The sequence below is a fragment of the Pseudomonas baetica genome (assembly GCF_002813455.1).
Classification (GTDB): Bacteria; Pseudomonadota; Gammaproteobacteria; order Pseudomonadales; family Pseudomonadaceae; genus Aquipseudomonas; species Aquipseudomonas baetica.
The window spans coordinates 4,542,532-4,565,167 of record NZ_PHHE01000001.1 but is presented as its reverse complement, the minus strand read 5'-3'; the positions used below and the strand labels follow the sequence as shown (position 1 = coordinate 4,565,167).

At 59.4% G+C, this 22,636-nt stretch carries 25 protein-coding genes; 17 read left to right on the top strand and 8 right to left on the bottom strand.

Annotated elements, in window-relative coordinates; all coding sequences use genetic code 11:
• The first annotated feature begins 77 nt into the window (after positions 1-77).
• Positions 78-1,241 (top strand): 1-acyl-sn-glycerol-3-phosphate acyltransferase, encoded by a 1,164-nt coding sequence (locus ATI02_RS21175; RefSeq protein WP_170947335.1) that lies wholly within the window; start codon positions 78-80, stop codon positions 1,239-1,241.
• A gap of 61 nt (positions 1,242-1,302) precedes the next feature.
• On the opposite strand, the gene ATI02_RS21170 is transcribed toward ATI02_RS21175, so the two are convergent.
• Complete coding sequence (locus ATI02_RS21170; RefSeq protein WP_100847236.1) at positions 1,303-1,581, bottom strand: hypothetical protein; 279 nt, start codon at positions 1,579-1,581, stop codon at positions 1,303-1,305.
• Positions 1,582-1,772: 191 nt separating this feature from the next.
• Between ATI02_RS21170 and ATI02_RS21165 the strand changes: the two genes are divergently transcribed.
• Positions 1,773-1,979 (top strand): hypothetical protein, encoded by a 207-nt coding sequence (locus tag ATI02_RS21165; protein ID WP_047296561.1) that lies wholly within the window; start codon positions 1,773-1,775, stop codon positions 1,977-1,979.
• Positions 1,980-2,169: 190 nt separating this feature from the next.
• On the opposite strand, the gene ATI02_RS21155 is transcribed toward ATI02_RS21165, so the two are convergent.
• A complete protein-coding gene (locus tag ATI02_RS21155) occupies positions 2,170-2,754 on the bottom strand; it encodes a YajG family lipoprotein (RefSeq protein WP_095190594.1) in 585 nt (194 codons plus the stop codon).
• A 205-nt stretch (positions 2,755-2,959) separates the two neighbouring features.
• On the opposite strand from ATI02_RS21155, the gene ATI02_RS21150 reads away from it, so the two are divergent.
• Positions 2,960-3,193: a hypothetical protein gene (locus tag ATI02_RS21150; RefSeq protein ID WP_095190595.1), complete on the top strand. Its 234-nt coding sequence runs from the start codon at positions 2,960-2,962 to the stop codon at positions 3,191-3,193.
• A gap of 707 nt (positions 3,194-3,900) precedes the next feature.
• Positions 3,901-5,409 carry a malate dehydrogenase (quinone) gene (gene mqo / locus ATI02_RS21145; RefSeq protein ID WP_095190596.1) on the top strand — a complete coding sequence of 503 codons (1,509 nt, stop codon included), beginning with the start codon at positions 3,901-3,903 and terminating at the stop codon, positions 5,407-5,409.
• 363 nt (positions 5,410-5,772) lie between these two features.
• On the opposite strand, the gene ATI02_RS21140 is transcribed toward mqo, so the two are convergent.
• The 4 genes from ATI02_RS21140 to ATI02_RS21125 all read right to left on the bottom strand — a co-directional run bounded on the left by ATI02_RS21140 (position 5,773) and on the right by ATI02_RS21125 (position 8,587).
• Positions 5,773-6,813 carry an IS110 family RNA-guided transposase gene (locus ATI02_RS21140; protein ID WP_100848419.1) on the bottom strand — a complete coding sequence of 347 codons (1,041 nt, stop codon included), beginning with the start codon at positions 6,811-6,813 and terminating at the stop codon, positions 5,773-5,775.
• 194 nt (positions 6,814-7,007) lie between these two features.
• The gene (locus ATI02_RS21135; protein ID WP_095190597.1) at positions 7,008-7,295 is read right to left on the bottom strand and encodes a PA4642 family protein; all 288 of its coding nucleotides are present in this window, start codon (positions 7,293-7,295) and stop codon (positions 7,008-7,010) included.
• A gap of 62 nt (positions 7,296-7,357) precedes the next feature.
• Positions 7,358-7,837 carry a hypothetical protein gene (locus ATI02_RS21130; protein ID WP_095190598.1) on the bottom strand — a complete coding sequence of 160 codons (480 nt, stop codon included), beginning with the start codon at positions 7,835-7,837 and terminating at the stop codon, positions 7,358-7,360.
• A 192-nt stretch (positions 7,838-8,029) separates the two neighbouring features.
• Positions 8,030-8,587: a hypoxanthine-guanine phosphoribosyltransferase gene (locus ATI02_RS21125; RefSeq protein ID WP_100847234.1), complete on the bottom strand. Its 558-nt coding sequence runs from the start codon at positions 8,585-8,587 to the stop codon at positions 8,030-8,032.
• A gap of 175 nt (positions 8,588-8,762) precedes the next feature.
• Here ATI02_RS21125 and upp point away from each other — a divergent pair, with 175 nt between their 5' ends.
• A complete protein-coding gene (gene upp / locus ATI02_RS21120) occupies positions 8,763-9,401 on the top strand; it encodes a uracil phosphoribosyltransferase (protein WP_007912842.1) in 639 nt (212 codons plus the stop codon).
• A gap of 2 nt (positions 9,402-9,403) precedes the next feature.
• Complete coding sequence (locus ATI02_RS21115; RefSeq protein ID WP_095190599.1) at positions 9,404-10,678, top strand: uracil-xanthine permease family protein; 1,275 nt, start codon at positions 9,404-9,406, stop codon at positions 10,676-10,678.
• Between the two features lie 108 nt (positions 10,679-10,786).
• Here ATI02_RS21115 and hemH read toward each other — a convergent pair whose 3' ends face one another.
• Positions 10,787-11,812 (bottom strand): ferrochelatase, encoded by a 1,026-nt coding sequence (hemH, locus tag ATI02_RS21110; RefSeq protein ID WP_095190600.1) that lies wholly within the window; start codon positions 11,810-11,812, stop codon positions 10,787-10,789.
• Positions 11,813-11,825: 13 nt separating this feature from the next.
• Positions 11,826-12,728 (bottom strand): TIGR01777 family oxidoreductase, encoded by a 903-nt coding sequence (locus ATI02_RS21105; RefSeq protein WP_095190601.1) that lies wholly within the window; start codon positions 12,726-12,728, stop codon positions 11,826-11,828.
• Positions 12,729-12,925: 197 nt separating this feature from the next.
• Here ATI02_RS21105 and ATI02_RS21100 point away from each other — a divergent pair, with 197 nt between their 5' ends.
• The 11 genes from ATI02_RS21100 to ATI02_RS21050 all read left to right on the top strand — a co-directional run bounded on the left by ATI02_RS21100 (position 12,926) and on the right by ATI02_RS21050 (position 22,590).
• The gene (locus ATI02_RS21100) at positions 12,926-13,912 is read left to right on the top strand and encodes an NAD(P)/FAD-dependent oxidoreductase (protein ID WP_095190602.1); all 987 of its coding nucleotides are present in this window, start codon (positions 12,926-12,928) and stop codon (positions 13,910-13,912) included.
• A complete protein-coding gene (locus ATI02_RS21095; protein ID WP_100847233.1) occupies positions 13,909-14,127 on the top strand; it encodes a TIGR02450 family Trp-rich protein in 219 nt (72 codons plus the stop codon). Before ATI02_RS21100 ends, ATI02_RS21095 begins: the two co-directional genes overlap by 4 nt.
• Positions 14,128-14,228: 101 nt before the next feature.
• Positions 14,229-15,191 carry a YbgA family protein gene (locus tag ATI02_RS21090; RefSeq protein WP_095190604.1) on the top strand — a complete coding sequence of 321 codons (963 nt, stop codon included), beginning with the start codon at positions 14,229-14,231 and terminating at the stop codon, positions 15,189-15,191.
• Positions 15,191-16,132, top strand: a complete 942-nt coding sequence (locus ATI02_RS21085; protein ID WP_095190605.1) for a MerR family transcriptional regulator — start codon at positions 15,191-15,193, stop codon at positions 16,130-16,132. The genes ATI02_RS21090 and ATI02_RS21085 overlap by 1 nt, the downstream gene beginning before the upstream one ends.
• Positions 16,133-16,152: 20 nt before the next feature.
• The gene (gene phrB / locus ATI02_RS21080) at positions 16,153-17,598 is read left to right on the top strand and encodes a deoxyribodipyrimidine photo-lyase (RefSeq protein ID WP_192886530.1); all 1,446 of its coding nucleotides are present in this window, start codon (positions 16,153-16,155) and stop codon (positions 17,596-17,598) included.
• A complete protein-coding gene (locus tag ATI02_RS21075; RefSeq protein WP_095190607.1) occupies positions 17,591-18,013 on the top strand; it encodes a nuclear transport factor 2 family protein in 423 nt (140 codons plus the stop codon). The genes phrB and ATI02_RS21075 overlap by 8 nt, the downstream gene beginning before the upstream one ends.
• Positions 18,010-18,792: an SDR family NAD(P)-dependent oxidoreductase gene (locus tag ATI02_RS21070; RefSeq protein ID WP_100847231.1), complete on the top strand. Its 783-nt coding sequence runs from the start codon at positions 18,010-18,012 to the stop codon at positions 18,790-18,792. Before ATI02_RS21075 ends, ATI02_RS21070 begins: the two co-directional genes overlap by 4 nt.
• A complete protein-coding gene (locus tag ATI02_RS21065; RefSeq protein ID WP_100847230.1) occupies positions 18,789-20,036 on the top strand; it encodes an NAD(P)/FAD-dependent oxidoreductase in 1,248 nt (415 codons plus the stop codon). Before ATI02_RS21070 ends, ATI02_RS21065 begins: the two co-directional genes overlap by 4 nt.
• Positions 20,033-20,848 carry a DUF1365 domain-containing protein gene (locus tag ATI02_RS21060; RefSeq protein WP_100847229.1) on the top strand — a complete coding sequence of 272 codons (816 nt, stop codon included), beginning with the start codon at positions 20,033-20,035 and terminating at the stop codon, positions 20,846-20,848. Before ATI02_RS21065 ends, ATI02_RS21060 begins: the two co-directional genes overlap by 4 nt.
• Positions 20,835-22,106 (top strand): SAM-dependent methyltransferase, encoded by a 1,272-nt coding sequence (locus ATI02_RS21055; protein WP_100847228.1) that lies wholly within the window; start codon positions 20,835-20,837, stop codon positions 22,104-22,106. Before ATI02_RS21060 ends, ATI02_RS21055 begins: the two co-directional genes overlap by 14 nt.
• Positions 22,099-22,590 (top strand): DUF2878 domain-containing protein, encoded by a 492-nt coding sequence (locus ATI02_RS21050; RefSeq protein ID WP_095190612.1) that lies wholly within the window; start codon positions 22,099-22,101, stop codon positions 22,588-22,590. The genes ATI02_RS21055 and ATI02_RS21050 overlap by 8 nt, the downstream gene beginning before the upstream one ends.
• The last annotated feature ends 46 nt before the right edge of the window (positions 22,591-22,636 follow it).

The window sequence follows — 22,636 nt, the reverse complement described above, 5'->3', positions numbered from 1 at the left end:
TACCTTTTCAGACCGTGCCCCGTTGGTTTTCGATCAAAACCTTTACTTACCCTAGCCGTTTCCAACAAGAGAGCATGATGGGCGAATTCGATGCCATCCGACCTTACGACGACAGCGAAGTACCTGCGGTACTGGCAAGACTGCTCGGCGACAAGGCGTTTCTAGATATCCTCACCCACTTCCGCTTCCCGCGTTTTGCCGGTGCCTTCGGCTGGATGCTCAAACCACTTATAGCCCATCGGCTGCGTCGTGAGTTCGCCGGCGTCAATTCGGTGGCCACCCTGCAGGACAAAGTCGAGTTCTACGTCGACCACACCATCGAGCGCGCCACCGATGGCGTGACCTACACCGGTGTCGAGCAATTCAAGTCCGGCAGCGCCTATCTGTTCATCGCCAATCACCGCGACATCGTGATGGACCCGGCCTTCGTCAACTACGCCGTGTACCACGCCGGCCTGCCGACGCCGCGCATCGCGATTGGCGACAACTTGCTGCAAAAGCCGTTTGTCAGCGACTTGATGCGCCTGAACAAGAGCTTCATCGTTCACCGCTCGATCACCGGACGCCGCGAGAAAATGGCCGCGTACCAATTGCTGTCGGCCTACATCAACCACTCGATCCGCAACGACTGCGCCTCGATCTGGATCGCTCAGGCCGAAGGCCGCGCGAAGGACGGCGACGACCGTACCGAGTCGGCGATCCTCAAGATGTTCCATATGAGCCGCAAGGACGAGCCTTTCGGTGAAGTGATTCAGTCGCTGAACGTCACTCCGGTGTCGATCAGCTACGAATACGACCCGTGCGACCAGGCCAAGGCCCGCGAGTTGTACATCCGCGCCACCACCGGCACCTACGCCAAGGCGCCGGGTGAAGATGACGTGAGCATCGCCAAAGGTATCACCGGTTACAAAGGCCGGGTGCACGTGAACTTTGCTGCGCCGATCACCGAGCTGTTCGAAGACACCAAGCAATTGGCGATCGAGATGGACAAGCAGATTCTCGGCGGTTATCGCCTGTTCCCGGTGCATTACCTGGCGTATGCGCAGTGGGCGGAGGCTGATCCGACGCTGAATGTGCCGAAAGCGGCCGAGGTGTTCCCGGCGGATGAGCTGGCCAAGGCACAGGAGGAGTGGCAGCAACGGCTGGATGCTTGTCCTGAGGAGCATCGTCCATATCTGGTGCTGCAATATGCGACGCCGGTGCGTAATCAGTATCGGGTCAAGGCTGGGTTGGCGCTGTAAGTGTCTTCGGCCAGATACAAAAACGGCGCCCTCGGGGCGCCGTTTTTTTTGCCGAAAATCATCAGAAGCGGGTGCTGATCCACGAAATGAGCAGTGCCAGGCCCAGGCAGGCAAAGCCGAAGCGGTAGAAAAACCGGTTCATGCGCAACGTTGCCCAATCGAGAATCGGCTCGGCGTTCGGTTGCGCCTGGCGCTGGGCGGCAATACTGGCCATTGCGCGTTGCTCACGGCGGCGAGTCGCGTGCAGCAGCCAACTGCCCGGGAAGGCCAGCAGCAAGGCCAACAGGTTGATCAATTTGGCGGGATGGGCAGTAAACAGCGTCATCAAATGCAGCGACATCACAGACCTCAAACGTAATCGGTGTGGCAGGCGCCAGACCGACGACCGCGCCCGGATTCTACCGAAACCTGCCGAGGCCGCCTCCCCTTTACGACAAATAACGTGACAATCGACCGATGGCTGCCCTGTGTCACGGCTTCGTCATCTACATCGGCGACCATGCGCGCCTCGAAACACACATGGAACGCGACATGCTGCACGCTGAAAACCAGGATCGTCTTTACCTCATCACCCCGAGCGACGAACAACAAAGCCTCGTCGGCAGCCTTGCCTTCAATGTTCAGGATCGCCATTGGCTGGTGTATTGCGCGCTGGGCGGGCATCAGCATGCGGATTTACCCGAAACCGACTTGCTGACCGGCGTCAGCGTGCTCGATTTCTACTCACAAGCGGCCTGACCCACCGCTCACTGTGGGAGGGGGCTTGCTCCCGAAGACTGAGTGTCAGTCGACTTCCAGATTGACTGATCCAGCGCTTTCGCGAGCAAGCCCGCTCCCACAGGGGATTTGTGCAAGGTTCAAAACATGCACTCACAAAAAAGCCCGGAGCCATTGCTGGCACCGGGCTTTTTTGCATCTGCCGAAAGGCTTACTCAGCAAGCACCTGACCCACAGTCGGATCCTTGAACAGACGCGTCAGCGCATCGCTCAATACATCGCTGACCAGTTTGGTGTTGGTTTCCTGATTAGGCGCCATGCCGAAACGCTGGTCCAGCGAAGCGCCGTAACGGCCGCTGTAGCGACGGTTGGCATTCTGTACGTCGGAGCGGAAGGTCGCGCCGATGGTCGCTTCAGTCACGTACATGCCCTCTTTCGGCGACTGGTACTTCAGCTCGGCCAGGGTCACGGTCAGTTGCGGAGCATTCGGCGCGTTGTTGGTCGGGGTGAACCCGAGCAGGCGCACAGCAGCTTCGGCCTGAGCCTGCAGTTTCGGCAGGATCTGCTCGCGTTGTACGGTGATGGCGCTGGTTTCCGGGTACAGACCGCCACGGGTGCCCAGGGTTGGCGACGGACGACCGTCAACCACACGCACCACCACCGGCTGACCGCGGCCGACCGCGGCCAGTTGCGTGGTCAGCTTCGGCTCCGGACTCAGTTGTTGCGGGCTGTGGGCGCAGCCGGCCAGGGTCAAACCGGCCACAGTGATCAAACCGAACAACAGGCGTTGCAACATGCTCTTCTCTCCAGAATCAGGCACAAACAGGCCGGCAGTATAGCGGTGGGCCACTGCGGGTAACCAGCATCCCGCGGTGAATACTGAAATGTCTGACAAAACCGGGAGAACGCGGTTCCTGTCACACATTCGTCACCGCCCATTCACTTTCACGTCACGGCCTGCTGGCAACCTTCAATCCAGTCCTCCAACAAGGTACTCGGCCATGCGTTATCTGATCTCGTTGTTCTCCCCACGTCCGCTGCATCGCAGCTTCGCCTTGCTTGACCGCAACGGCCACTGCCAGGCGTTCAAGCAGTGCAGTCTGCAGCCCATGGGTGACGGCTGGGTCGAAATCGAAGAAATTCGCCTTAACTGGTTACACCAGCCGTTGCCCGCCAGTGCCAGGGTCGTACCGCGACAAATGCGCGCACGGGCACAGGTGCAGTTGAGCATCTGACCGGATGCCTAATAAAAGTCATTAAACACAACCAACTCCGCGCATTTCTTCGATACAATCTCCCCCCGATTATAAGGACGTCTCCTGATCGGGCCCCGCAACAGCGTCAATGCGCATGCATTCGACACCCAAATCGCCCACAGAGAGCCGCCCACACAGATCGAGTGAAGTTGGCGTGCTTGCCTGTTCTTCCGGCAAAACCCCCGCTTTTCGCGAATCTGCAGAGCTGTCATTACGCTCTGCCACCGAGTTGTTTTGCCCTTGCGGGCACGGTGCCAGGCTTCGACAGCCCTTTTTTGAGGTTCACGTCTTCAAAAGAGCGTGAAAAAACGGGTTTTCACAACTTCACAAGAGTGTGGCGAGCAAATGAATAGTTTTGCGTCTGAACATGCACCATTAGCGTCTGAAACAGCCCAACGACACAGGACCGGGTACACCTCGAATATCGGAGCCTGAAGCCTGTCCGCTACGGATTTGGTTGCACAAAACGGATGTCTCGACCATAAGTCGAATTGCCAGCCTTGCGCAGAAATGAGTTCATTGAACCCTCGAAGCCAGGCCGCCTGCATCCGCCGAAGTTGCGAAAAATTGCGAAGATTCGGACATGGCGAACCTGACCACCGTTACCTGGGGCATCACTGACCTGCCCCGGAACGCCTGGCAGCCATGCCGACAATTTGGTGCTGCAGATTTTGGAGACGCGTTAAATGGCGCATAACGAAGCAGTCGACGTAGTACTGGTTGGGGCCGGCATCATGAGTGCCACCCTTGCCGTGCTGCTCAAAGAGCTCGATCCGGCGATCAAGCTGGAAGTTGTCGAGCTGATGGATTCCGGCGCGGCGGAGAGTTCCAACCCGTGGAACAATGCCGGTACCGGCCACGCCGGCCTGTGCGAGCTGAACTACACGCCGCAGGCTGCCGACGGCAGCGTCGACATCAAGAAAGCCGTGCACATCAACACCCAGTTCGAAGTGTCCAAGCAGTTCTGGTCGTACCTGACCAAAAAAGGCACCTTCGGCTCGTGCAAATCCTTTATCAGCCCGGTGCCACACCTGAGTTTCGTCCAGGGCGACAAAGGCGTTTCCTTCCTCAAGGACCGCTTCGACGTGTTGAGCAAGCACCACGCTTTCTCCGACATGGAATATACCGAAGACAAAGCCAAGATGGCCGAGTGGATGCCGCTGATGATGCCGGGCCGCTCGCCGGACGAAGTACTCGCCGCAACCCGCGTGATGAACGGCACCGACGTCAACTTCGGCGCCCTGACCAATCAGTTGCTCAAGCACCTGACCAGCGCACCCGACACCCAGGTCAAATACTGCAAGCGCGTCACTGGCCTCAAGCGTAACGGCAGCGGCTGGACCGTCAGCATCAAGGACGTCAACAGCGGCAGCAGCCGTGAAGTCGATGCCAAATTCGTCTTCCTCGGCGCCGGTGGCGCAGCCCTGCCATTGCTGCAGGCTTCGGGCATCGAAGAAAGCAAAGGCTTCGGCGGCTTCCCGATCAGCGGCCAGTGGCTGCGTTGCGACAACCCGGAAGTGGTCAAACACCATCAGGCCAAGGTTTACAGCCAGGCAGCCGTGGGTTCGCCACCGATGTCGGTGCCGCACCTGGACACCCGCGTGGTCGATGGCAAGAAATCCCTGCTGTTCGGACCATACGCTGGTTTCACCACCAAGTTCCTCAAGCACGGCTCCTTCATGGACCTGCCGATGTCGGTTCGCGCCGGCAACATCGGCCCGATGCTGGCCGTGGCGAAAAACAACATGGACCTGACCAAGTACCTGGTCAGCGAAGTGATGCAGTCGATGGAGCAGCGTCTGGAATCCCTGCGCCGCTTCTACCCTGAGGCGAAAGCCGAAGACTGGCGCCTGGAAGTCGCCGGCCAACGGGTGCAGATCATCAAGAAAGACCCGAAAAAAGGCGGCATCCTGCAATTCGGTACCGAACTGGTCGCTGCGAAGGACGGCTCTCTTGCCGCCCTGCTCGGCGCATCGCCGGGTGCCTCGGTGACCGTTTCGATCATGCTCGAGCTGATCGAGAAGTGCTTCCCGGGCAAGGCCAAGGGCGAGTGGGCCGGCAAACTGGCGGAAATCTTCCCGGCCCGTGAAAAGGTGCTGGAAACCGATGCTGCGCTGTATCGCAAGATCAACGCGCAGAACAACATCGCGCTGGAACTGGTTGAAGAAAACAGCGAGACCCCAAGCTACGCTTGATCTTGCGGCATAAAAAACGCCCCGTACTCAGTGAGTGCGGGGCGTTTTTTATGGCCTTGAAAAGCAAAAGATCGCAGCCTTCGGCAGCTCCTATGTATGGACTCGCCCCCACTGTCTACCCGTTTTTTGAAAACTGTCGCCCCGTTGCATCTATGTATTAGGCCTATTCGTGGAAGCCGTCTTCGGCCTCTGGCCAAAATTGGAAGAGCTCGTGGCATGCCGATTACAGTCAGGCCTCGAAGGCCAGTAGGAGCTTAGGCATCAATCCACGCCGGTCTTACCTGGGGTCAATTTTTTTCAGCAAAGGGTCGGACAGTCAGTACCTCGGTGGCAGAACTCGGTCGCTCAGTGGCTTATCGTCGCTTACTGACCATTACCAGCATGACGACGATAAGACTGGTCATTCTGTAGAAGCACCCAGACGATTCGTAGGTTGCGGTTGGCTAACCTGATCGCAGCCTCCTTACGGCCCAGTCGGCTCATCCACCGCAACAAGCGGCGGTCATCGGGTTGCAGGGAATCAGGTCGCAGTTGTTGCAGGACCGAATGGGCTCCCTGGATCATCAAGCTGCGTAAATAAACATCACCTCGCTTGGTCATGTCGCCCAGCCGGACCGTCTGCCCGCTGCTGTGCTGGTCAGGCACCATGCCAAAGTACGCGGCAAACTTGCGGGCATTGGGAAACCGCTCAGGGTTGGTTTCCTTGGCCACCAGTGCCGTGGCAATGACTGGGCCAATGCCGCGCACGGTCATCAGTCGCCTCGCTGTCATGTCGGCGTTAGCGGCCACTTCCAGGCGGCCCGTCAACACGCCGATGCGCTCGCCCAAATGGCGCCACTCAGCCAACAGTTCGTCGATCAATTCACGCAGCAGGCCAGGCAGTGGCTGGGTCGCATCTTCCAGTACCCGCGGAATCTTCTGACTGATCGCAACATCGCCCTGCGCCAAGGCCACGCCGTGCTCGAGCAGCAGGCCGCGCATCTGATTGCTGACCGCCGTGCGTCGACGCACATAGCCCTGACGGGCGCGATGCAGCGCTTGCATTGCCAGCGCAGCAACGCTTTTGACCGGTACCGCGCAGATTTTTTCATCGCGACCAGCGCGCAGAATCGCCAGCGCATCGTTGCGATCATTTTTAGGCCCACTGCGGTGTGTGGTCACCAAACCGGCTGGAAGAATCCGCGCCAGATTACCTTTGTCTTGCAACTGCCGGGCCCAGGCTTGAGCTCCCGGACCGGTCTCCATCAAAACCACGACATGAGGCGGCAGCTGTTGGAGAAACTCATAAAACGCCTCACGCGACTTGATCCGCTGTTCATAGCGCACCTGGCCGAGGACATCTTCACCAGCGACCTGAAAGACCTGTTTGGCCAGATCTACCGCCAAAGTTGTGCAGGCCGACAAATCGGAAGAAGACAGGGATTGATCATTCGAACTATGATTTTTCATGGACTCGCCCTCGCTGTCGATGGCTGTTTAGACTGCCACCGTGGCGCATTGACGCCTCGGCTTGGGCGAGTCCATCCAATTACAGGGTCACCATAAATCCCATGTAGGAGCTGCCGCAGGCTACGATCTTTTGACCTTGTCTTTCGACCTTAACCGCGGGACTTTTCGATCAGCTCGATGTATTCCGGGGCGTTACGCTGATCGGCGATCAGCTCAACGAAGGTCTTGCCCTGTTCGTCCTTGCCATCGACGTCGTAGCCAGCCGCAACGAAGAAGCCCAGAAACCGCTCAAAGTCATCAATCCGCAGGCCACGGTAGGCCTTGACCAGTTTGTGCAGCGACGGCGAGGTGGCGTCGACCGGTTCAAAATCGAGGAACAGCTTGATCTGCTCATCGCCGATCTCGTCACCAATCACTTGTTTCTTATCTTTACGCATTGCCGACTCCAGCTCGCAGACATTTCACGGGCGGGCAGTTTACCCCTGCCCCGCCGCCGCGCTCAACGCGCGCGCACGCTACCGGTGTGCAAATCAGCCCAGATATGGCCGTTGGCGTAGCTGAGGAATTGCACATAGACAGTGTCATTGCGCAGCAAATCGATCACCACGCGGTACTGCGCCAAAGGATAAAACAGCGTCAGGGTTTTACCTTTGTCGTCATACACCGGTTTCTTCAGACTTTTGCTTTCGCCATCGAAACTGACCAGCACCTGATTGATCGTCGCGCCCTTGTTCAGGGACTTGCCTTTGAGACGGATTAACAGTGACGAGGTGACCGGAATCGGCTGCTGGTTGGACTGGCGTTGCGCGCCCACCACTACTGAATAATCGGTGACTTGCAGCAGTTGCTGATGCTCGGGCTCGGCATCGCGCAGGGTCAGATCGTCCGGCGGCAGGAACTGGCTGTGCATCGGGGCGGCGGACAGAGGCAGGCTGAGGGTCAGCAACAGGGCGGCAAAGCTGCGGATCAAGAGGCTCATGACAGGCTCCGGGGAGGGGCCGAGCACTCTAGCATGGGTATCACAGATGGATCAGCACACACAAAACAACGGTGGGAGCGGGCTTGCTCCGGGCGGCGTTCCGACGAAGGCAATTTCACATTCAACACTTATGCTGAATGAAAGATCGCTTTCGCGAGCAGGCTCGCTCCCACAGGGGATAGCGCGGGGGTCTTACATGCCTTTAACGGCAAAGATCCCGTTGGCGTTGCGCCAGTAACCCTTGTAGTCCATGCCGTAACCGAAGATGTAACGGTCGATGCACGGCAGGCCGACGAAATCGGCTTTCAGGTCAGGACGCGCCTTGCGGTCGTGGTCCTTGTCGATCAGCACGGCGGTGTGCACTTGGCGCGCGCCAGCGTGTTTACAGAAGTCGATGATCGCGCCCAGGGTGTGACCTTCGTCGAGGATGTCGTCGATGATCAGCACGTCACGGTCGATGAACGAGACTTCCGGCTTGGCTTTCCAGAACAGGTCGCCGCCGCTGGTTTCATTGCGATAACGGGTCGCGTGCAAGTAAGACGCTTCCAGCGGGAATTGCAGATGAGTCAGCAGTTTGCCGGAGAAAATCAGGCCGCCGTTCATCACGCAGAACACCACAGGATTGCTGTCGGCCAGTTGTTCGTTGATTTGTGCACCGACGCGAGCGATGGCAGCCTCGACTTCAGACTCGGTGTACAGGCAGTCAGCCTCTCGCATGATTTGACGGATATGCTCGAGATCAGCGGACATGGCGCTCTCCGGGGGGTGATGGGTGGGGGTATGGCTGCGAAAAGCGGGCAAAGGTACGCATCTCGCACGGCCGAATCAAGCCTTTATGGACTAACGTACTCAATGTCCTATAGGACATCACCCTCGGATAGATTAATCTAGGCCGGTTTTTTTGCCCGCCGCCGGAGCCTTTCCCATGCCCATCCTCGAGATCCGCCATCCGCTGATCCGTCATAAACTCGGCCTGATGCGCCGCGCTGACATCAGCACCAAGAATTTCCGCGAGCTCGCTCAGGAAGTCGGCGCACTGTTGACCTATGAAGCTACAAAAGATTTGCCGCTCGAATCCTACGATATCGCAGGTTGGTGCGGCACCGTGTCGGTCGAGAAAATCGCCGGCAAGAAGATCACCGTCGTGCCGATCCTGCGCGCCGGTATAGGCATGCTCGAAGGCGTGCTGAGCCTGATCCCGGGTGCCAAGGTTTCCGCTGTGGGCGTTGCCCGCAACGAAGAAACCCTGCAAGCACACACTTATCTGGAAAAACTGGTTCCGGAAATCGACGAACGCCTGGCCATGATCATCGACCCGATGCTCGCCACCGGCAGCTCCATGGTTGCGACCATCGACCTGCTGAAGAAAGCCGGCTGCAAAGACATCCGCGCGATGGTGCTGGTTGCCGCGCCGGAAGGCATTGCTGCCGTAGAAAAGGCTCACCCGGACGTGACCATCTACACCGCGTCCATTGATGAGCGTTTGAACGAACACGGTTACATCATCCCTGGACTTGGCGACGCCGGTGACAAGATCTTCGGCACCAAGCAGAAGGACGCGTGAGCATGCAGCAAGAGTTCAACGATCCGCTCTGGCGCACGGTGCTGTCCGGCGCGCAGATGCTGTTCGTGGCTTTCGGCGCTTTGGTGCTGATGCCGCTGATCACGGGCCTTGACCCGAACGTGGCACTGTTTACCGCGGGTTTAGGCACGATTCTGTTCCAGATCGTCACCGGCCGTCAGGTGCCGGTGTTTCTGGCGTCGAGCTTCGCTTTCATCACCCCGATCATTCTCGCCAAGGGCCAGTTCGGTCTGGCCGCGACCATGGGCGGCGTGATGGCGGCCGGCTTTGTCTACACCTTCCTCGGTCTGGCCGTGAAGATCAAAGGCACTGGCTTCATCGACCGTCTGCTGCCGCCGGTGGTGATTGGCCCGGTGATTATCTCCATCGGCCTGGCCATGGCGCCGATTGCCGCGAACATGGCGATGGGCAAGGCGGGCGACGGTTCGGAGCTGATCCATTACCAGACCGCAATGATGATCTCGATGCCCGCATTGCTGACCACGTTGATCGTCGCCGTGTTCGGTAAAGGCATCTTCCGTCTGGTGCCGATCATTTCCGGCGTGCTGGTCGGTTTTGGTATGGCGTTCTATTTCGGTGTCGTTGATACCGCGAAGATTGCCGCTGCGCCATGGTTTGCGATTCCGCACTTCACCGCGCCGGAATTCAACTGGCAGGCGATTCTGTTCATCGTCCCGGTGGCATTGGCTCCGGCCATTGAACACATCGGAGGCGTGATTGCCGTCGGCAGCGTGACCGGTCGCGACTATCTGAAGAAGCCAGGCCTGCATCGCACCCTGCTCGGTGACGGCATTGCCACCACCGCCGCCGGCTTGTTCGGCGGCCCACCGAACACTACCTACGCCGAAGTGACGGGCGCGGTGATGCTGACCAAGAACTACAACCCGAAAATCATGACCTGGGCGGCGATCTTCGCCATCAGCCTGGCGTTCGTCGGCAAGTTCGGCGCGTTGCTGCAAAGCATTCCGGTACCGGTGATGGGCGGGATTCTGTGCCTGCTGTTCGGTTCGATCGCCGCGGTGGGGATGAACACCCTGATCCGTCACAAGATCGATCTGGGCGAAGCACGCAACCTGGTGATCGTTTCGGTGACGCTGGTGTTCGGGATTGGCGGTGTGCTGGTCGGCACCGGCACCGGGCCCGACGACTTCGGCCTCAAAGGCATCGCGCTGTGTGCGGTGGTGGCGATTGCGCTGAACCTGATTCTGCCGGGCAATGATGGCTGGAAGAACAAGAAGGCGGATGAGCCGCTGATCTAAGGCCTGATCGTTCCCACGCTCTGCGTGGGAATGCAGCCCGTGACGCTCCGCGTCACTGGACGCAGAGCGTCCCTAGAGGCATTCCCACGCAGAGCGTGGGAACGATCACTACAACGCCAACGGCGCTCTTTCGCAAAGAGTGGCCAACGCCTTCGCCCATTGCGGGTCGTCATTGAGGCACGGCACCAGCACCAACTCCTCGCCCCCCGCTTCGCGGAACTGCTCCTTGCCGCGATCACCGATCTCCTCCAGCGTTTCGATGCAGTCGGCGACGAACGCCGGGCACATCACCAGAATCTTCTTCACGCCGCTTTTCGCCAGTTCATCCAGCCGCGCTTCGGTGTAGGGTTCAATCCACTTCGCTCGGCCCAGGCGCGACTGAAACGACACTGACCATTTACCCTCCGGCAAGCCCATGCGCTCGGCAAACAACGCCGCCGTGCGCAAGCATTGCGCGCGATAACAAGTGGCCAACACTGCAGGCGATGCATTCTTGCAGCAGTTTTCATTTTTGAAGCAGTGATCGCCGGTCGGGTCGAGCTTGGTCAGATGCCGTTCCGGCAAACCGTGGAAACTCAGCAACAAGTGATCGTAATCCTGCTGCAAATGCGGCTTGGCACTGGCCACCAGGGCGTCAAGGTATTCCGGCTGATCGTGGAACGGTTGCAGGATCGACAACTGCACACCGAGATTCTTCGCGCGAATGACACGCTTGGCCTCTTCGATCACCGTGGTGGTCGTGCTGTCGGCGAACTGTGGATACAGCGGCGCCAGCGTGATGCGCTTGTGCCCCGCTGCTACCAGTCTTGTCAGGCACGTTTCGATTGAAGGCTCGCCGTAACGCATGGCCAAGTCGACCGGGCCATGCTTCCACTGCGCCTTCATCTGCGCTTGCAGGCGACGGCTGAGCACCACCAGCGGCGAACCCTCTTCCCACCAGATCGAGGCATAGGCGTGGGCCGACTGCTCGGGCCGTTTGATCAGGATCAACGACACCAGCAAACGCCGCACCGGCCACGGCAGGTCGATCACGTAGGGGTCCATCAGGAATTGATTGAGGTAGCTGCGCACATCGGCCACCGAGGTGGAGGCCGGGGAACCCAGGTTGACCAGAAGCAAGGCGTGATCGGTCATGCAACGTCCTATTTCAGAGGCGGCTGGAGAGATCGTCCAGAGCCGCGCGTAAATCCGTGAACTGGAAAGAGAAACCCGCTTCCAGCAAGCGTACGGGCATGGCCTTTTGGCCGCCCAGCAACAACAGAGACATCTCGCCCAAACCGACCTTCAGCGCCAGGGTCGGCATCGGCATGAACGCCGGGCGGTGCAACACGCTGCCCAGCGTCTTGGCAAATTCACGATTGCGCACAGGTTTCGGCGCGCAGGCATTATAAGGACCGCTCGCCTGATCGCGGTGCAGAAGAAAATCAATCAGGGCGATTTGATCGTCGATATGAATCCATGGCATCCACTGCCGACCATTGCCCAAAGGCCCGCCCAGCCCAAGCTTGAACGGCAGCAGCAACCGCGACAAAAAACCGCCCTCGGCCGACAGCACCAGCCCTGTTCGCACCAGCACCACGCGCATCCCCAGCGACTCTGCGCGCAGGGCGGTTTCTTCCCAGGCGATACACAACTGGCTGGCGAAATCGTCGATCACCGGTGGCGACTCTTCGGTCAGTTCGCGCTCACCGCCGTCGCCGTACCAGCCAATGGCCGATCCAGAGATCAGCACCGACGGCTTTTGCGCTCGGGTTTCGAGCCACGCCAACAGCGTTTCGGTGAGCTTGATGCGGCTGCTCCACAGCAACGCTTTGCGGCGGTGCGTCCAGAGTCGGTCGGCAATCGGCGCGCCCGCAAGATTGACAATGGCGTCAACAAATTCATCGCCCAAGTCTTCCAGTCGCGCGATACCACGCACTTGCGCGCCACAGATTTTTGCGACTTTTTCCGGGCGTCGGCTCCAGACCGTTAAACGATGGCCCTGCGCCGACCAATGCCGGCAGAGCTGACGTCCTATCAAACCAGTACCGCCGGTCAGCAATATGTGCATGACTTCTTCCTCGCGTGGCGTTTTACCCGGATCACTAGTCTATTTTTATAAGCAGGGATCTTTTCGGACGGGCAAGCTCTATTGTTTAACCATAGGCCAAGCTGTCAGAACGAGAACGCTAGAAGTTATACCAAAAAACAATATTGTACAGGTTTCATCCACGGCGTAGTCTGTACAGAAAGGTAAACGAGGCCCCTATGACTGTACCTATCGCAATCATCGGCACCGGCATCGCCGGACTCTCGGCCGCTCAGGCTCTGACAGAGACCGGGCACACCGTCCAATTGTTCGATAAAAGCCGCGGCAGCGGTGGTCGCATGTCGAGCAAACGCAGCGACGCCGGTTCGCTGGACATGGGCGCGCAATATTTTACGGCGCGCGATCGACGTTTCGTCACCGAGGTTCAGCGCTGGCAAAGTCAGGGCTGGGTTGCCGAGTGGACGCCACAGCTCTACACCTTCCAGGGTGGACAATTGAACCTGTCGCCGGACGAGCAAACCCGCTGGGTCGGCGCGCCGCGCATGAGCGCGATCACCCGCGGCTTGCTCGACGGTCTGGAAGTGCATTTCGCCTGCCGGATCACCGAGGTCTTTCGCGGCGAAGAACACTGGCACCTGCAAGACGCTGAAGGCTTTACCCACGGCCCCTTCAGCCATGTGGTGATCGCCACGCCAGCGCCGCAAGCCACCGCGTTGCTGGCCGCTGCGCCGAAACTTGCCGGCGCCGCCGCCGGGGTGAAAATGGACCCGACCTGGGCCGTCGCCCTCGCCTTCGACACACCTTTGGATACGCCTATCGAAGGCTGCTTCGTGCAGGACAGCCCACTCGACTGGCTGGCGCGCAACCGCAGCAAACCCGGACGCGACAACACCCTCGACACTTGGGTGCTGCACGCCACCAGTGCGTGGAGCCGCCAGCACATCGATCTGCCCAAGGAAGCCGTGATCGAGCAACTGCACGGTGCCTTCGCCGAACTGCTGCACAGCGCCATGCCCGCTCCGACCTTCAGCCTCGCCCACCGCTGGCTTTACGCCCGTCCGGCAACCGGCCACGAATGGGGCACGTTGGCGGATGCCGATCTGGGCCTGTACGCCTGCGGCGACTGGTGCCTGTCCGGTCGAGTCGAGGGCGCTTGGCTCAGCGGTCAGGAAGCCGCACGTCGCTTGCACGAACATCTGCAATGAACCGCATAAATCCGCAAAAACTGCTGCTGTCGAAATGGACAGCAGCCCATCCGCAAAACCGCGAAAAGCACTTTCTGGTCACCGAACTGATCCGCGATGAGGAAGGCACGGTGCTGGAGGTTGAGTTGCAGGCGGTGCTGACCAAACGTACCGAGCGGCTCGATTGGCAGACGCTGCAGAACAACGAGCAGTGGAAAATCGGCTGGCTCATGTAGGAAAACTTATACAAATGATTTGACTTGTACACCACTGAATCTATGCTAAAGAAAAGTTGTACAGAGATAACTCTGTGTACAGGAATAGATTCGAGGTGCTCATGTCCGAACCTTCTGCGCTCAAACCAAAGATAGCCATCAGCGCCTGCCTGCTGGGCGCCGAGGTGCGCTACAACGGCGGACACAAGGAATCGCGACTGTGCAGCCGCACGCTCGCAGAACATTTCGAATTCGTCCCGGTCTGCCCGGAAGTCGCTATCGGCCTGGGGATTCCCCGCGAGCCGATTCGTCTGGTCGGCGACACAGAAAGCCCCGAAGCCATCGGCACCGTCAACCCGACGATCAACGTCACCGCGCCACTGGCCGAATACGGCGAGAAAATGGCTGGCGAACTCAATGACATCTGCGGCTACATCTTCATGCAGCAATCGCCGTCCTGCGGGCTGGAACGGGTCAAGGTCTATGGCGCCAACGGCGCGCCAGTGAACGGCGGCGGACGTGGCATCTACGCCCAGGCTTTCTGTGCCCGGCACCCCGACTTGCCGGTGGAAGAAGCCGGTCGCTTGAACGACCCGGTACTGCGGGAAAACTTCATTACCCGCGTGCTCGCCTACAGCGAATGGCAGCAGGTGCTTGCCGAAGGCCTGAGCCGGCGCGTTCTCACAGAATTTCACTCGCGCTACAAATACCTGCTGATGGCGCACAACCCGGTGCAATACAAAACGCTGGGCAACATGCTCGGCAACATGGGCCACACCGACCCGGCCGAACTCGGCCCGCGCTACTTCAGCGAGCTGATGGCGGCGTTGAAAAAGTGCGCAACCCGGCGCACCCACAGCAATGTCTTGCAGCACATCAGCGGTTACCTGAAGCAGGTCATCACTGCCGAAGACAAACAGGAAATGCAGCACGTCATCGGCCAGTATCGCCACGGCATCGTGCCGCTGGTGGTGCCGCTGACGCTGCTCAAACATCACTTTCGCCTCCATCCGGACCCGTACATTGCGCAGCAGGTCTACCTGCAACCGCACCCGGAAAATCTCAGCCTGCGAAACGCTATCTAATGAACGAAAAAACCGACTCAAGCGCCCAGGAAGACCTCGGCGCCGACTTCAAGAAAGCCCTCGACGAAGGCTGGCTGCCGATTCGTGAAGTGGCGCGCCAGACCGGCGTCAATGCGATCACGCTGCGCGCGTGGGAACGTCGCTATGGACTGGTCATCCCGCAACGCACACCCAAGGGCCATCGGCTGTATTCGGCCGATCATGTGCAACGCATTCTGACCATCCTCACCTGGCTCAACCGTGGGGTTGCGGTCAGTCAGGTCAAGCCGCTGCTCGACACGCCACAAGCCTTCAGCGAAACGGTGGAAAACGACTGGCAACGGTTGCACCACATCCTCCTGACGGCCGTCACCCAGCTTGACGAACGCGCCGTCGAAGACAGCGTCAATCAAGCCATGGCGCTCTATCCACCACGCACGCTGTGCGAGCAATTACTGATGCCGCTGCTGGCCGAACTCGAACAGCGTTGGCAGGGCCAGTTCGGCGCGCAGATGGAGCGAGTGTTTTTTTATTCGTGGTTGCGCAGCAAATTCGGCGCACGCATCTACCATAACAATCGTCAATTGCACGCCGCTCCTCTGTTGCTGATCAATCATTCCGACCTGCCACTGGAACCTCATCTGTGGCTATGCGCGTGGCTGATCAGTAGCGCCGATTGCCCGGTGCAAGTGTTTGACTGGCCGCTGCCGGCCGGAGAACTGGCACTGGCGGTCGAGCATCTGCAAGCCCGTGGCGTACTGCTGTATTCCAGCAAAGCCATGCAAGTCGGGCAGTTGCCGAAACTTTTGGCGGGTGTCGAATGCTCAAAAATGATTGCCGGACCAACGGTGTGCATCCACCACGCCGAGTTGTCCGTAAGAACTACCGAAATGGCTGATTTGTACCTGGCTGAAGATCCGCTTTCGGCGCATCAGGTGCTCGTCGAGCGTGGGCTGATTTAATGAACTCAGTGAAGACCGACATGCAATTGATCTGGCTGCGCAGCGACCTGCGCCAACATGACAACACCGCCCTCGCGGCCGCCGCTGCCCGCGGCCCGACGGTCGCCGTGTATCTGTTGAGCCCCCAGCAATGGCAGGAACACGACGACGCCCCGTGCAAGGTCGACTTCTGGCTGCGCAATCTCGGCGAACTGAGCAAAAGTCTCGGCCAACTGAACATTCCATTGTTGATTCGCACTGCAACGCATTGGGATCAGGCGCCGACGGAACTGCTCAAGCTTTGTCGACAACTGAACATCGAAGCGCTGCACGTCAACGAGGAATATGGCATCCACGAAAGCCGCCGCGATGCCGCGGTGGCCAAGGCATTGCAGGCCGAGGGCATCGAATTTCACAGCTACCTTGATCAGTTGCTGTTCAAGCCTGGCACGGTGCTGACCAAAACCGGTACCTACTTTCAGGTGTTCAGCCAGTTCCGCAAGGTCTGCTATGAACGCCTGCATCGCTCGATGCCGGCGCTGGTGAAAGCACCCGGCAAACAGTCGCCGCAGGCCATCGACAGTGATCCGGTTCCGGCATCCGTCAAAGGTTTTGCCACTCCGAGCGAATCGCTGCGCGCCCTCTGGCCCGCCGGCGAACAGCAAGCCAGGCGCCGTCTCGACACGTTTGCCGACGCACAAATCGATTACTACAAGAACGAGCGCGACTTTCCGGCCAAGCCCGGCACCAGTCAGCTTTCGGCGTATCTGGCCGCTGGCGTGATCTCGCCACGCCAATGTCTGCACGCCGCGTTGCAAAGCAATCAGGGTGAATTCGAAAGCGGCAAGGTCGGCGCTGTCACCTGGATCAATGAGCTGCTGTGGCGCGAATTCTACAAACACATTCTGGTGGGTTATCCACGAGTCTCGCGCCATCGCGCATTTCGTCCAGAGACCGAAGCGCTGGCCTGGCGCAACGCGCCGGACGAACTCGCCGCGTGGCAAGAAGCGCGCACCGGCCTGCCGATCATCGATGCCGCCATGCGCCAACTGCTCGAAACCGGCTGGATGCACAATCGCCTGCGCATGGTGGTGGCGATGTTCCTGACCAAGAACCTGCTGATCGACTGGCGTGAAGGCGAACGCTTTTTCATGCGCCATCTGATCGACGGGGATCTGGCGGCGAACAACGGTGGCTGGCAATGGAGTTCGTCAACCGGCACTGATTCGGCACCGTACTTCCGCATTTTCAACCCGCTGAGCCAGTCGGAAAAATTCGACAGCGAAGGTCTGTTCATCAAGCACTGGCTGCCTGAGCTGGCCAAACTGAACAAAAAGGAAGTGCATAACCCGGCCAGTGCCGGTGGCCTGTTCGGCGTCGCGGACTATCCACAGCCCATCGTCAACCTCAGTGCTTCGCGGGAACGGGCGCTGACTGCGTTCAAGAATCTGCCGTCCCGGCAACCGGCCGGAGTCGATCATGAGTGAATTCCTGCGCAGCTTCGCCCGGCAATTTTCCGGGTTGAACAAAGACAACCTGCACCGCCTGGGCGAGCTGTACAGCGAAGACGTTCATTTCACTGATCCGCTGCATGAAGTTCAGGGACTCGCGCAATTGCGCAGTTACTTTGGTGAACTTTATGCCAACGTCAGTGAGCTGCATTTCGACTTCCACGGTTTCGATCAGATCGGCGAGGGTGAAGGCTACCTGCGCTGGGTCATGAGTTATCGCCACCCGCGCCTGGCCAGTGGCCGGGAGATCCGCGTCGGCGGCTGCTCGCATCTGCTTTGGCGCGACAAGGTTTATCGCCACCGGGATTATTTCGATGCCGGGGCATTGCTGTATGAACACTTACCAGTATTGGGCCGGGTGATCGCCTGGTTGAAAAGGAGAATGGGATGAGTCGTACACCTCCACGGCGTTATTGGCTGACCGGTGCCAGCAGTGGCATCGGCGCGGCACTGGCTGAAGAGATTCTGAAAACCGGCGCGCATCTGGCCGTTAGCTCCCGTCAGATCGCCCCGCTCAAAGTATTGTCGCAACGTTATCCCGGACAAGTGCTGGTGGTACCGGGTGATCTGACCAACAGCCAGACCGTGCGGGAAATCGGCCAGCAGATCAGCGAGGACTGGGGCTCACTGGACACGGTGATCCTCAATGCCGGCACCTGTGAATATGTCGATGCCCGGCAATTCGATTCTTCCATCGTCGAACACGTGGTGCGCACCAATCTGCTCGCCAGCGCTTATTGTATCGAAGCCGCCCTGCCGTTACTGCGCAATGGCACGGCGCCGCATCTGGTAGGGGTCGCAAGTTCGGTGACTTACATGCCGCTGCCAAGGGCCGAAGCCTATGGTGCATCGAAGGCTGGCCTGCGCTATCTGTTCGAATCGTTACGTATTGATCTGGCGGATGAAGGCATTGAAGTCACCGTGGTCAGCCCGGGTTTTGTCGAGACCCCGTTAACCGCCAGGAACGATTTCCCGATGCCTCTGAGCTGGCCTGTGGATAAAGCCGCCCGGCACATCTTCGCCAAACTCAAGGATCGCCCACTGGAAATCGCTTTCCCGGCGTTGTTCATTGCGGCGCTGTGGCCCTTGTCGAAATTGCCTGCGCGCCTGCAACTGGCGATTGGCAAACGCATGGTGCGTAAACAACCGCCACTGCGAGACCCGGCATGAAAATCGCCATTATCGGCAGCGGGATTGCAGGGCTGACCTGCGCCTACCTGCTCAATCGCCGACATGAAGTCACGGTGTTTGAGGCCAGCGACTGGATCGGTGGCCACACCCACACCGTGCAGGTGACGGTCGATGATCGCCAATACGCGGTGGACACCGGGTTCATCGTATTCAACGACTGGACTTACCCCAACTTCATCCGCTTGCTCGGCCAGCTCGGCGTGCCGTTCAAACCGACCGAAATGAGCTTTTCGGTGACCGATCCGGACACCGGCCTGGAGTACAACGGCAACAACCTCAACAGCCTGTTTGCCCAGCGCAGCAATGTGTTTTCGCCGGGCTTCTGGGGCATGCTGCGCGACATCCTGCGCTTCAACAAAGAAGCCCAGCGCGACCTGGCCGAACAACGGATCGCCGCCGACACCACCCTCGATGACTACCTCAAGGCCGGCGGTTACGGCGAGCGCTTCATCCTGCATTACATCGTGCCGATGGGCTCGGCGATCTGGTCGATGCCGATGGCCGAGATGCTCAATTTTCCGCTGCAGTTCTTTGTGCGCTTCTTCAAGAATCACGGGCTGCTGTCAGTCAGTGATCGCCCGCAGTGGCAGGTTATCGAAGGGGGCTCCAGCGCCTATATCGAACCACTGACCGCCACTTTCAGGGACCGGATTCGCCTGAATTGCCCGGTGACCCGGGTCGATCGCGACGCACACGGCGTAGTTATCCACAGCCCGGCGGGCATCGAGCATTTCGACAAAGTGGTGTTTGCCTGCCACAGCGATCAGGCCTTGCACCTGCTGGCGACCCCGAGCGACGCCGAACGGGCGATTCTCGGCGCCCTGCCCTACGCCGACAACGAAGTCGTGTTGCACACCGACACGCGTCTGTTGCCGACACGCAAACTTGCCTGGGCCAGTTGGAATTACCGCTTGAGCGGTGCCGGCCCTACCCACGCGGCCGTCACTTACGACATGAACATCCTGCAAGGGATCGAGAGCGACACCACTTTCTGCGTCAGCCTCAACCAGAGTGCCGGCATCAGTCCGTTGAAGGTGCTCGCCAGATACACCTACGCCCACCCGCAATTCAGCCTCGCTGCCGTAGCCGCGCAAAATCGCTGGGCCGAACTGGACGGCGTGCAGAACACCCATTATTGCGGCGCCTACTGGGCCAACGGTTTTCATGAAGACGGCGTGGTCAGCGGTTTGCGCGTGGCCGCCGCGTTCGGGGAAACCTTATGAACAGCGCCCTTTACAGCGGCTGGATCGGCCATCGCCGTTTCTCGCCGCGCCGGCACGAGTTCCGCTACCGGATCGGTCTGCTGTATCTGGATCTGGCCGAGCAGGACACGGTGCTCGGACTATCGCCATTGGCGGGAAACAGCCGGTTCGCGCCGTTCTCGTTTCGCGAGACCGACTACCTGAAAGTCTTCACCGGGCGCGGCGTCCGTCTTATCGATGCGGTACGCCAGCGGGTCGCCGAGGCTATCGGGCATGAACCACAAGGTTCGATCTGCCTGCTGACCCAGCCGCGCAGTTGGGGCCTGGCATTCAATCCCGTGAGTTTCTTTTATTGCCATGAGGCTGACGGGCAACTGGCGGCAATCCTTTGCGAAGTGACCAACACGCCGTGGCGCGAGCGTTATCACTACGTATTGCCTGCCCGGCCCCCGGCGAACGTGCACGACTTCCATCAACACTTCGCTGTGGCCAAAGCCTTTCACGTTTCGCCATTTCTGCCGCGCGATCTGGAATACCGCATGAGTTTCAGCCCCGCCGCGCAAAGCCTCGGCGTGCACATGGCGGACTGGCAGGGCGAACACAAACTGTTCGATGCCACCCTCAGCCTGAAACGCGAAACACTCGACCGCGCCAACTTGCATCGCTATTTGCGGCGCTTTCCATGGATGACGGCAAAAACGGCTCTGGCGATTTACTGGCAGGCGCTGCGCCTGTTGCTCAAGCGTGCACCGATCTTCCCTCACAAGGCTGCTGACGGCAGCTTTCAAACCGCCACCGTGCTTCCCAAGGAGCGCCGCCATGAAATCCTCTAGCGTCTCGGCCAAAGCCAATCTGTTCAGCACCAACGGCCTGACCGGCTCGCTCCTGCGCCGTGGCGTGTTGCGCCAACTGGGTCAGCTCAGAAACGGGCATCTGCGGGTCGTCGAAGAGGGCGAGCACCTGCTGTTCGGCAATCCCGGCAGTGCACTGCTTGGGGAAATCCATATCCAGGATCCGGCGGTCTGGGGCATGGTCGCCAGCAGCGGTTCGATCGGTGCTGGCGAGGCCTTCATCCACGGTTACTGGAGTTCGCCCGACCTGACCGCCGTGGTGCGAGTGTTTGTCAGCAACCTCGACGTACTTGATGCAATGGAGGGCGGCCTTGCCCGTCTCGGCCGGCCGCTGGTGCAAGGCTTGCACTGGCTCAATCGCAATACGCGCAAGGGTTCGCAGAAAAACATCGCGGCGCACTACGACCTCGGCAACGATCTTTTCGAACAATTTCTCGACCCAACCATGATGTATTCGGCGGCGCAGTTCCTCACCCCCGAAGACAGTCTGGAACAGGCGCAACTGAACAAACTGGAGCGCATCTGCCAGAAGCTCGCGCTCAAGCCTGAGGATCACCTGCTGGAAATCGGCACCGGTTGGGGCAGCATGGCACTCTATGCCGCACAGAATTATGGCTGCCGCGTGACCACCACCACATTGTCGAAAGAGCAGTACGCGTTCACCGCAAAACGCATCGAACAACTGGGCTTGCAGGATCAAGTCACCTTGTTGCTCAAGGACTACCGCGACCTCACCGGCGAGTACGACAAACTGGTGTCGATCGAAATGATCGAAGCGGTCGGCCATCGCTTCCTGCCGACCTACTTCAAACAATGTGCACACCTGCTCAAAAGCAACGGCCTGATGTTGATTCAGGCAATCACCATTCGCGAACAGCGCTACGAGCAAGCCAAGCGCAGCGTCGATTTCATCCAGCGCTACATCTTCCCCGGCGGCGCCCTGCCCTCTGTGCAGAAGATGCTCGAGGTGGTCAGCCGCGACACCGATATGAACCTGCTGCACATGGAAGACTTCGGCCTGCATTACGCAAAAACCCTGCGCCTGTGGCACGAGAATTTTCGCCGCGCCCAAAGTCGCTTGAGCGAGCTGGGCTACGACGATTATTTCCTCAGGCTGTGGGAGTTTTACCTGTGCTACTGCGAGGGCGGCTTCCTCGAACGCACCATCGGCACCGCGCAGTTGTTGCTGGCCAAACCGGCCGCCATGCCCGCGCCACTGCTCGGCCGCTTCGATGCTTGAGCGGATCGCCAATGCCGTGTTGTTCCAGATCGGCTGGCTGGTCTGTGTGCTCGGCGGCAACAGTTTGTGGCTGCTGCTGGCGCTGGCGGTGCTGGTGATTCATCTGCGCTGGATCAGCAGTTGGGCGGCTGAAGGTCGCTTGATTCTCTGCGTGGTGCTGGTCGGTACGGCGGTGGACAGCGTTTTGCGTGGTCTTGGCGTGTTTGAGTTCCAGGATCAGTCACCATTGATTCCGCTGTGGCTGATGCTGCTCTGGGCCTTGCTCGCCACGACCCTGCGTCACTGCCTTGCGTGGACTGCACGGCCATGGTGGCTGGCCACCGCACTGGGCGCTGTCGGCGGCGCATTGTCGTACTACGGCGGCGGACGACTGGCCGGGGTGCAATTTCCCTACGGCGAATTACCGACCCTGATCGGCATCGGCCTGCTTTGGGCACTGCTGTTTCCGTTGTTGCACAGCATGGCGCGACGCCTGAGCCACTGAGCGTCCGTCAGAGCTTTCACACACTCGACGAGCTCTGCCTTACACT

Excerpts from the sequence above, each read along its gene's own strand:
- ATI02_RS21175 (WP_170947335.1), top strand. The coding sequence starts at position 78 with ATGGGCGAATTCGATGCCATCCGACCTTACGACGACAGCGAAGTACCT.
- ATI02_RS21170 (WP_100847236.1), bottom strand. The coding sequence starts at position 1,581 with ATGTCGCTGCATTTGATGACGCTGTTTACTGCCCATCCCGCCAAATTG.
- ATI02_RS21165 (WP_047296561.1), top strand. The coding sequence starts at position 1,773 with ATGCTGCACGCTGAAAACCAGGATCGTCTTTACCTCATCACCCCGAGC.
- ATI02_RS21155 (WP_095190594.1), bottom strand. The coding sequence starts at position 2,754 with ATGTTGCAACGCCTGTTGTTCGGTTTGATCACTGTGGCCGGTTTGACC.
- ATI02_RS21150 (WP_095190595.1), top strand. The coding sequence starts at position 2,960 with ATGCGTTATCTGATCTCGTTGTTCTCCCCACGTCCGCTGCATCGCAGC.
- mqo (WP_095190596.1), top strand. The coding sequence starts at position 3,901 with ATGGCGCATAACGAAGCAGTCGACGTAGTACTGGTTGGGGCCGGCATC.
- ATI02_RS21135 (WP_095190597.1), bottom strand. The coding sequence starts at position 7,295 with ATGCGTAAAGATAAGAAACAAGTGATTGGTGACGAGATCGGCGATGAG.
- ATI02_RS21130 (WP_095190598.1), bottom strand. The coding sequence starts at position 7,837 with ATGAGCCTCTTGATCCGCAGCTTTGCCGCCCTGTTGCTGACCCTCAGC.
- ATI02_RS21125 (WP_100847234.1), bottom strand. The coding sequence starts at position 8,587 with ATGTCCGCTGATCTCGAGCATATCCGTCAAATCATGCGAGAGGCTGAC.
- upp (WP_007912842.1), top strand. The coding sequence starts at position 8,763 with ATGCCCATCCTCGAGATCCGCCATCCGCTGATCCGTCATAAACTCGGC.
- ATI02_RS21115 (WP_095190599.1), top strand. The coding sequence starts at position 9,404 with ATGCAGCAAGAGTTCAACGATCCGCTCTGGCGCACGGTGCTGTCCGGC.
- hemH (WP_095190600.1), bottom strand. The coding sequence starts at position 11,812 with ATGACCGATCACGCCTTGCTTCTGGTCAACCTGGGTTCCCCGGCCTCC.
- ATI02_RS21105 (WP_095190601.1), bottom strand. The coding sequence starts at position 12,728 with ATGCACATATTGCTGACCGGCGGTACTGGTTTGATAGGACGTCAGCTC.
- ATI02_RS21100 (WP_095190602.1), top strand. The coding sequence starts at position 12,926 with ATGACTGTACCTATCGCAATCATCGGCACCGGCATCGCCGGACTCTCG.
- ATI02_RS21095 (WP_100847233.1), top strand. The coding sequence starts at position 13,909 with ATGAACCGCATAAATCCGCAAAAACTGCTGCTGTCGAAATGGACAGCA.
- ATI02_RS21090 (WP_095190604.1), top strand. The coding sequence starts at position 14,229 with ATGTCCGAACCTTCTGCGCTCAAACCAAAGATAGCCATCAGCGCCTGC.
- ATI02_RS21085 (WP_095190605.1), top strand. The coding sequence starts at position 15,191 with ATGAACGAAAAAACCGACTCAAGCGCCCAGGAAGACCTCGGCGCCGAC.
- phrB (WP_192886530.1), top strand. The coding sequence starts at position 16,153 with ATGCAATTGATCTGGCTGCGCAGCGACCTGCGCCAACATGACAACACC.
- ATI02_RS21075 (WP_095190607.1), top strand. The coding sequence starts at position 17,591 with ATGAGTGAATTCCTGCGCAGCTTCGCCCGGCAATTTTCCGGGTTGAAC.
- ATI02_RS21070 (WP_100847231.1), top strand. The coding sequence starts at position 18,010 with ATGAGTCGTACACCTCCACGGCGTTATTGGCTGACCGGTGCCAGCAGT.
- ATI02_RS21065 (WP_100847230.1), top strand. The coding sequence starts at position 18,789 with ATGAAAATCGCCATTATCGGCAGCGGGATTGCAGGGCTGACCTGCGCC.
- ATI02_RS21060 (WP_100847229.1), top strand. The coding sequence starts at position 20,033 with ATGAACAGCGCCCTTTACAGCGGCTGGATCGGCCATCGCCGTTTCTCG.
- ATI02_RS21055 (WP_100847228.1), top strand. The coding sequence starts at position 20,835 with ATGAAATCCTCTAGCGTCTCGGCCAAAGCCAATCTGTTCAGCACCAAC.
- ATI02_RS21050 (WP_095190612.1), top strand. The coding sequence starts at position 22,099 with ATGCTTGAGCGGATCGCCAATGCCGTGTTGTTCCAGATCGGCTGGCTG.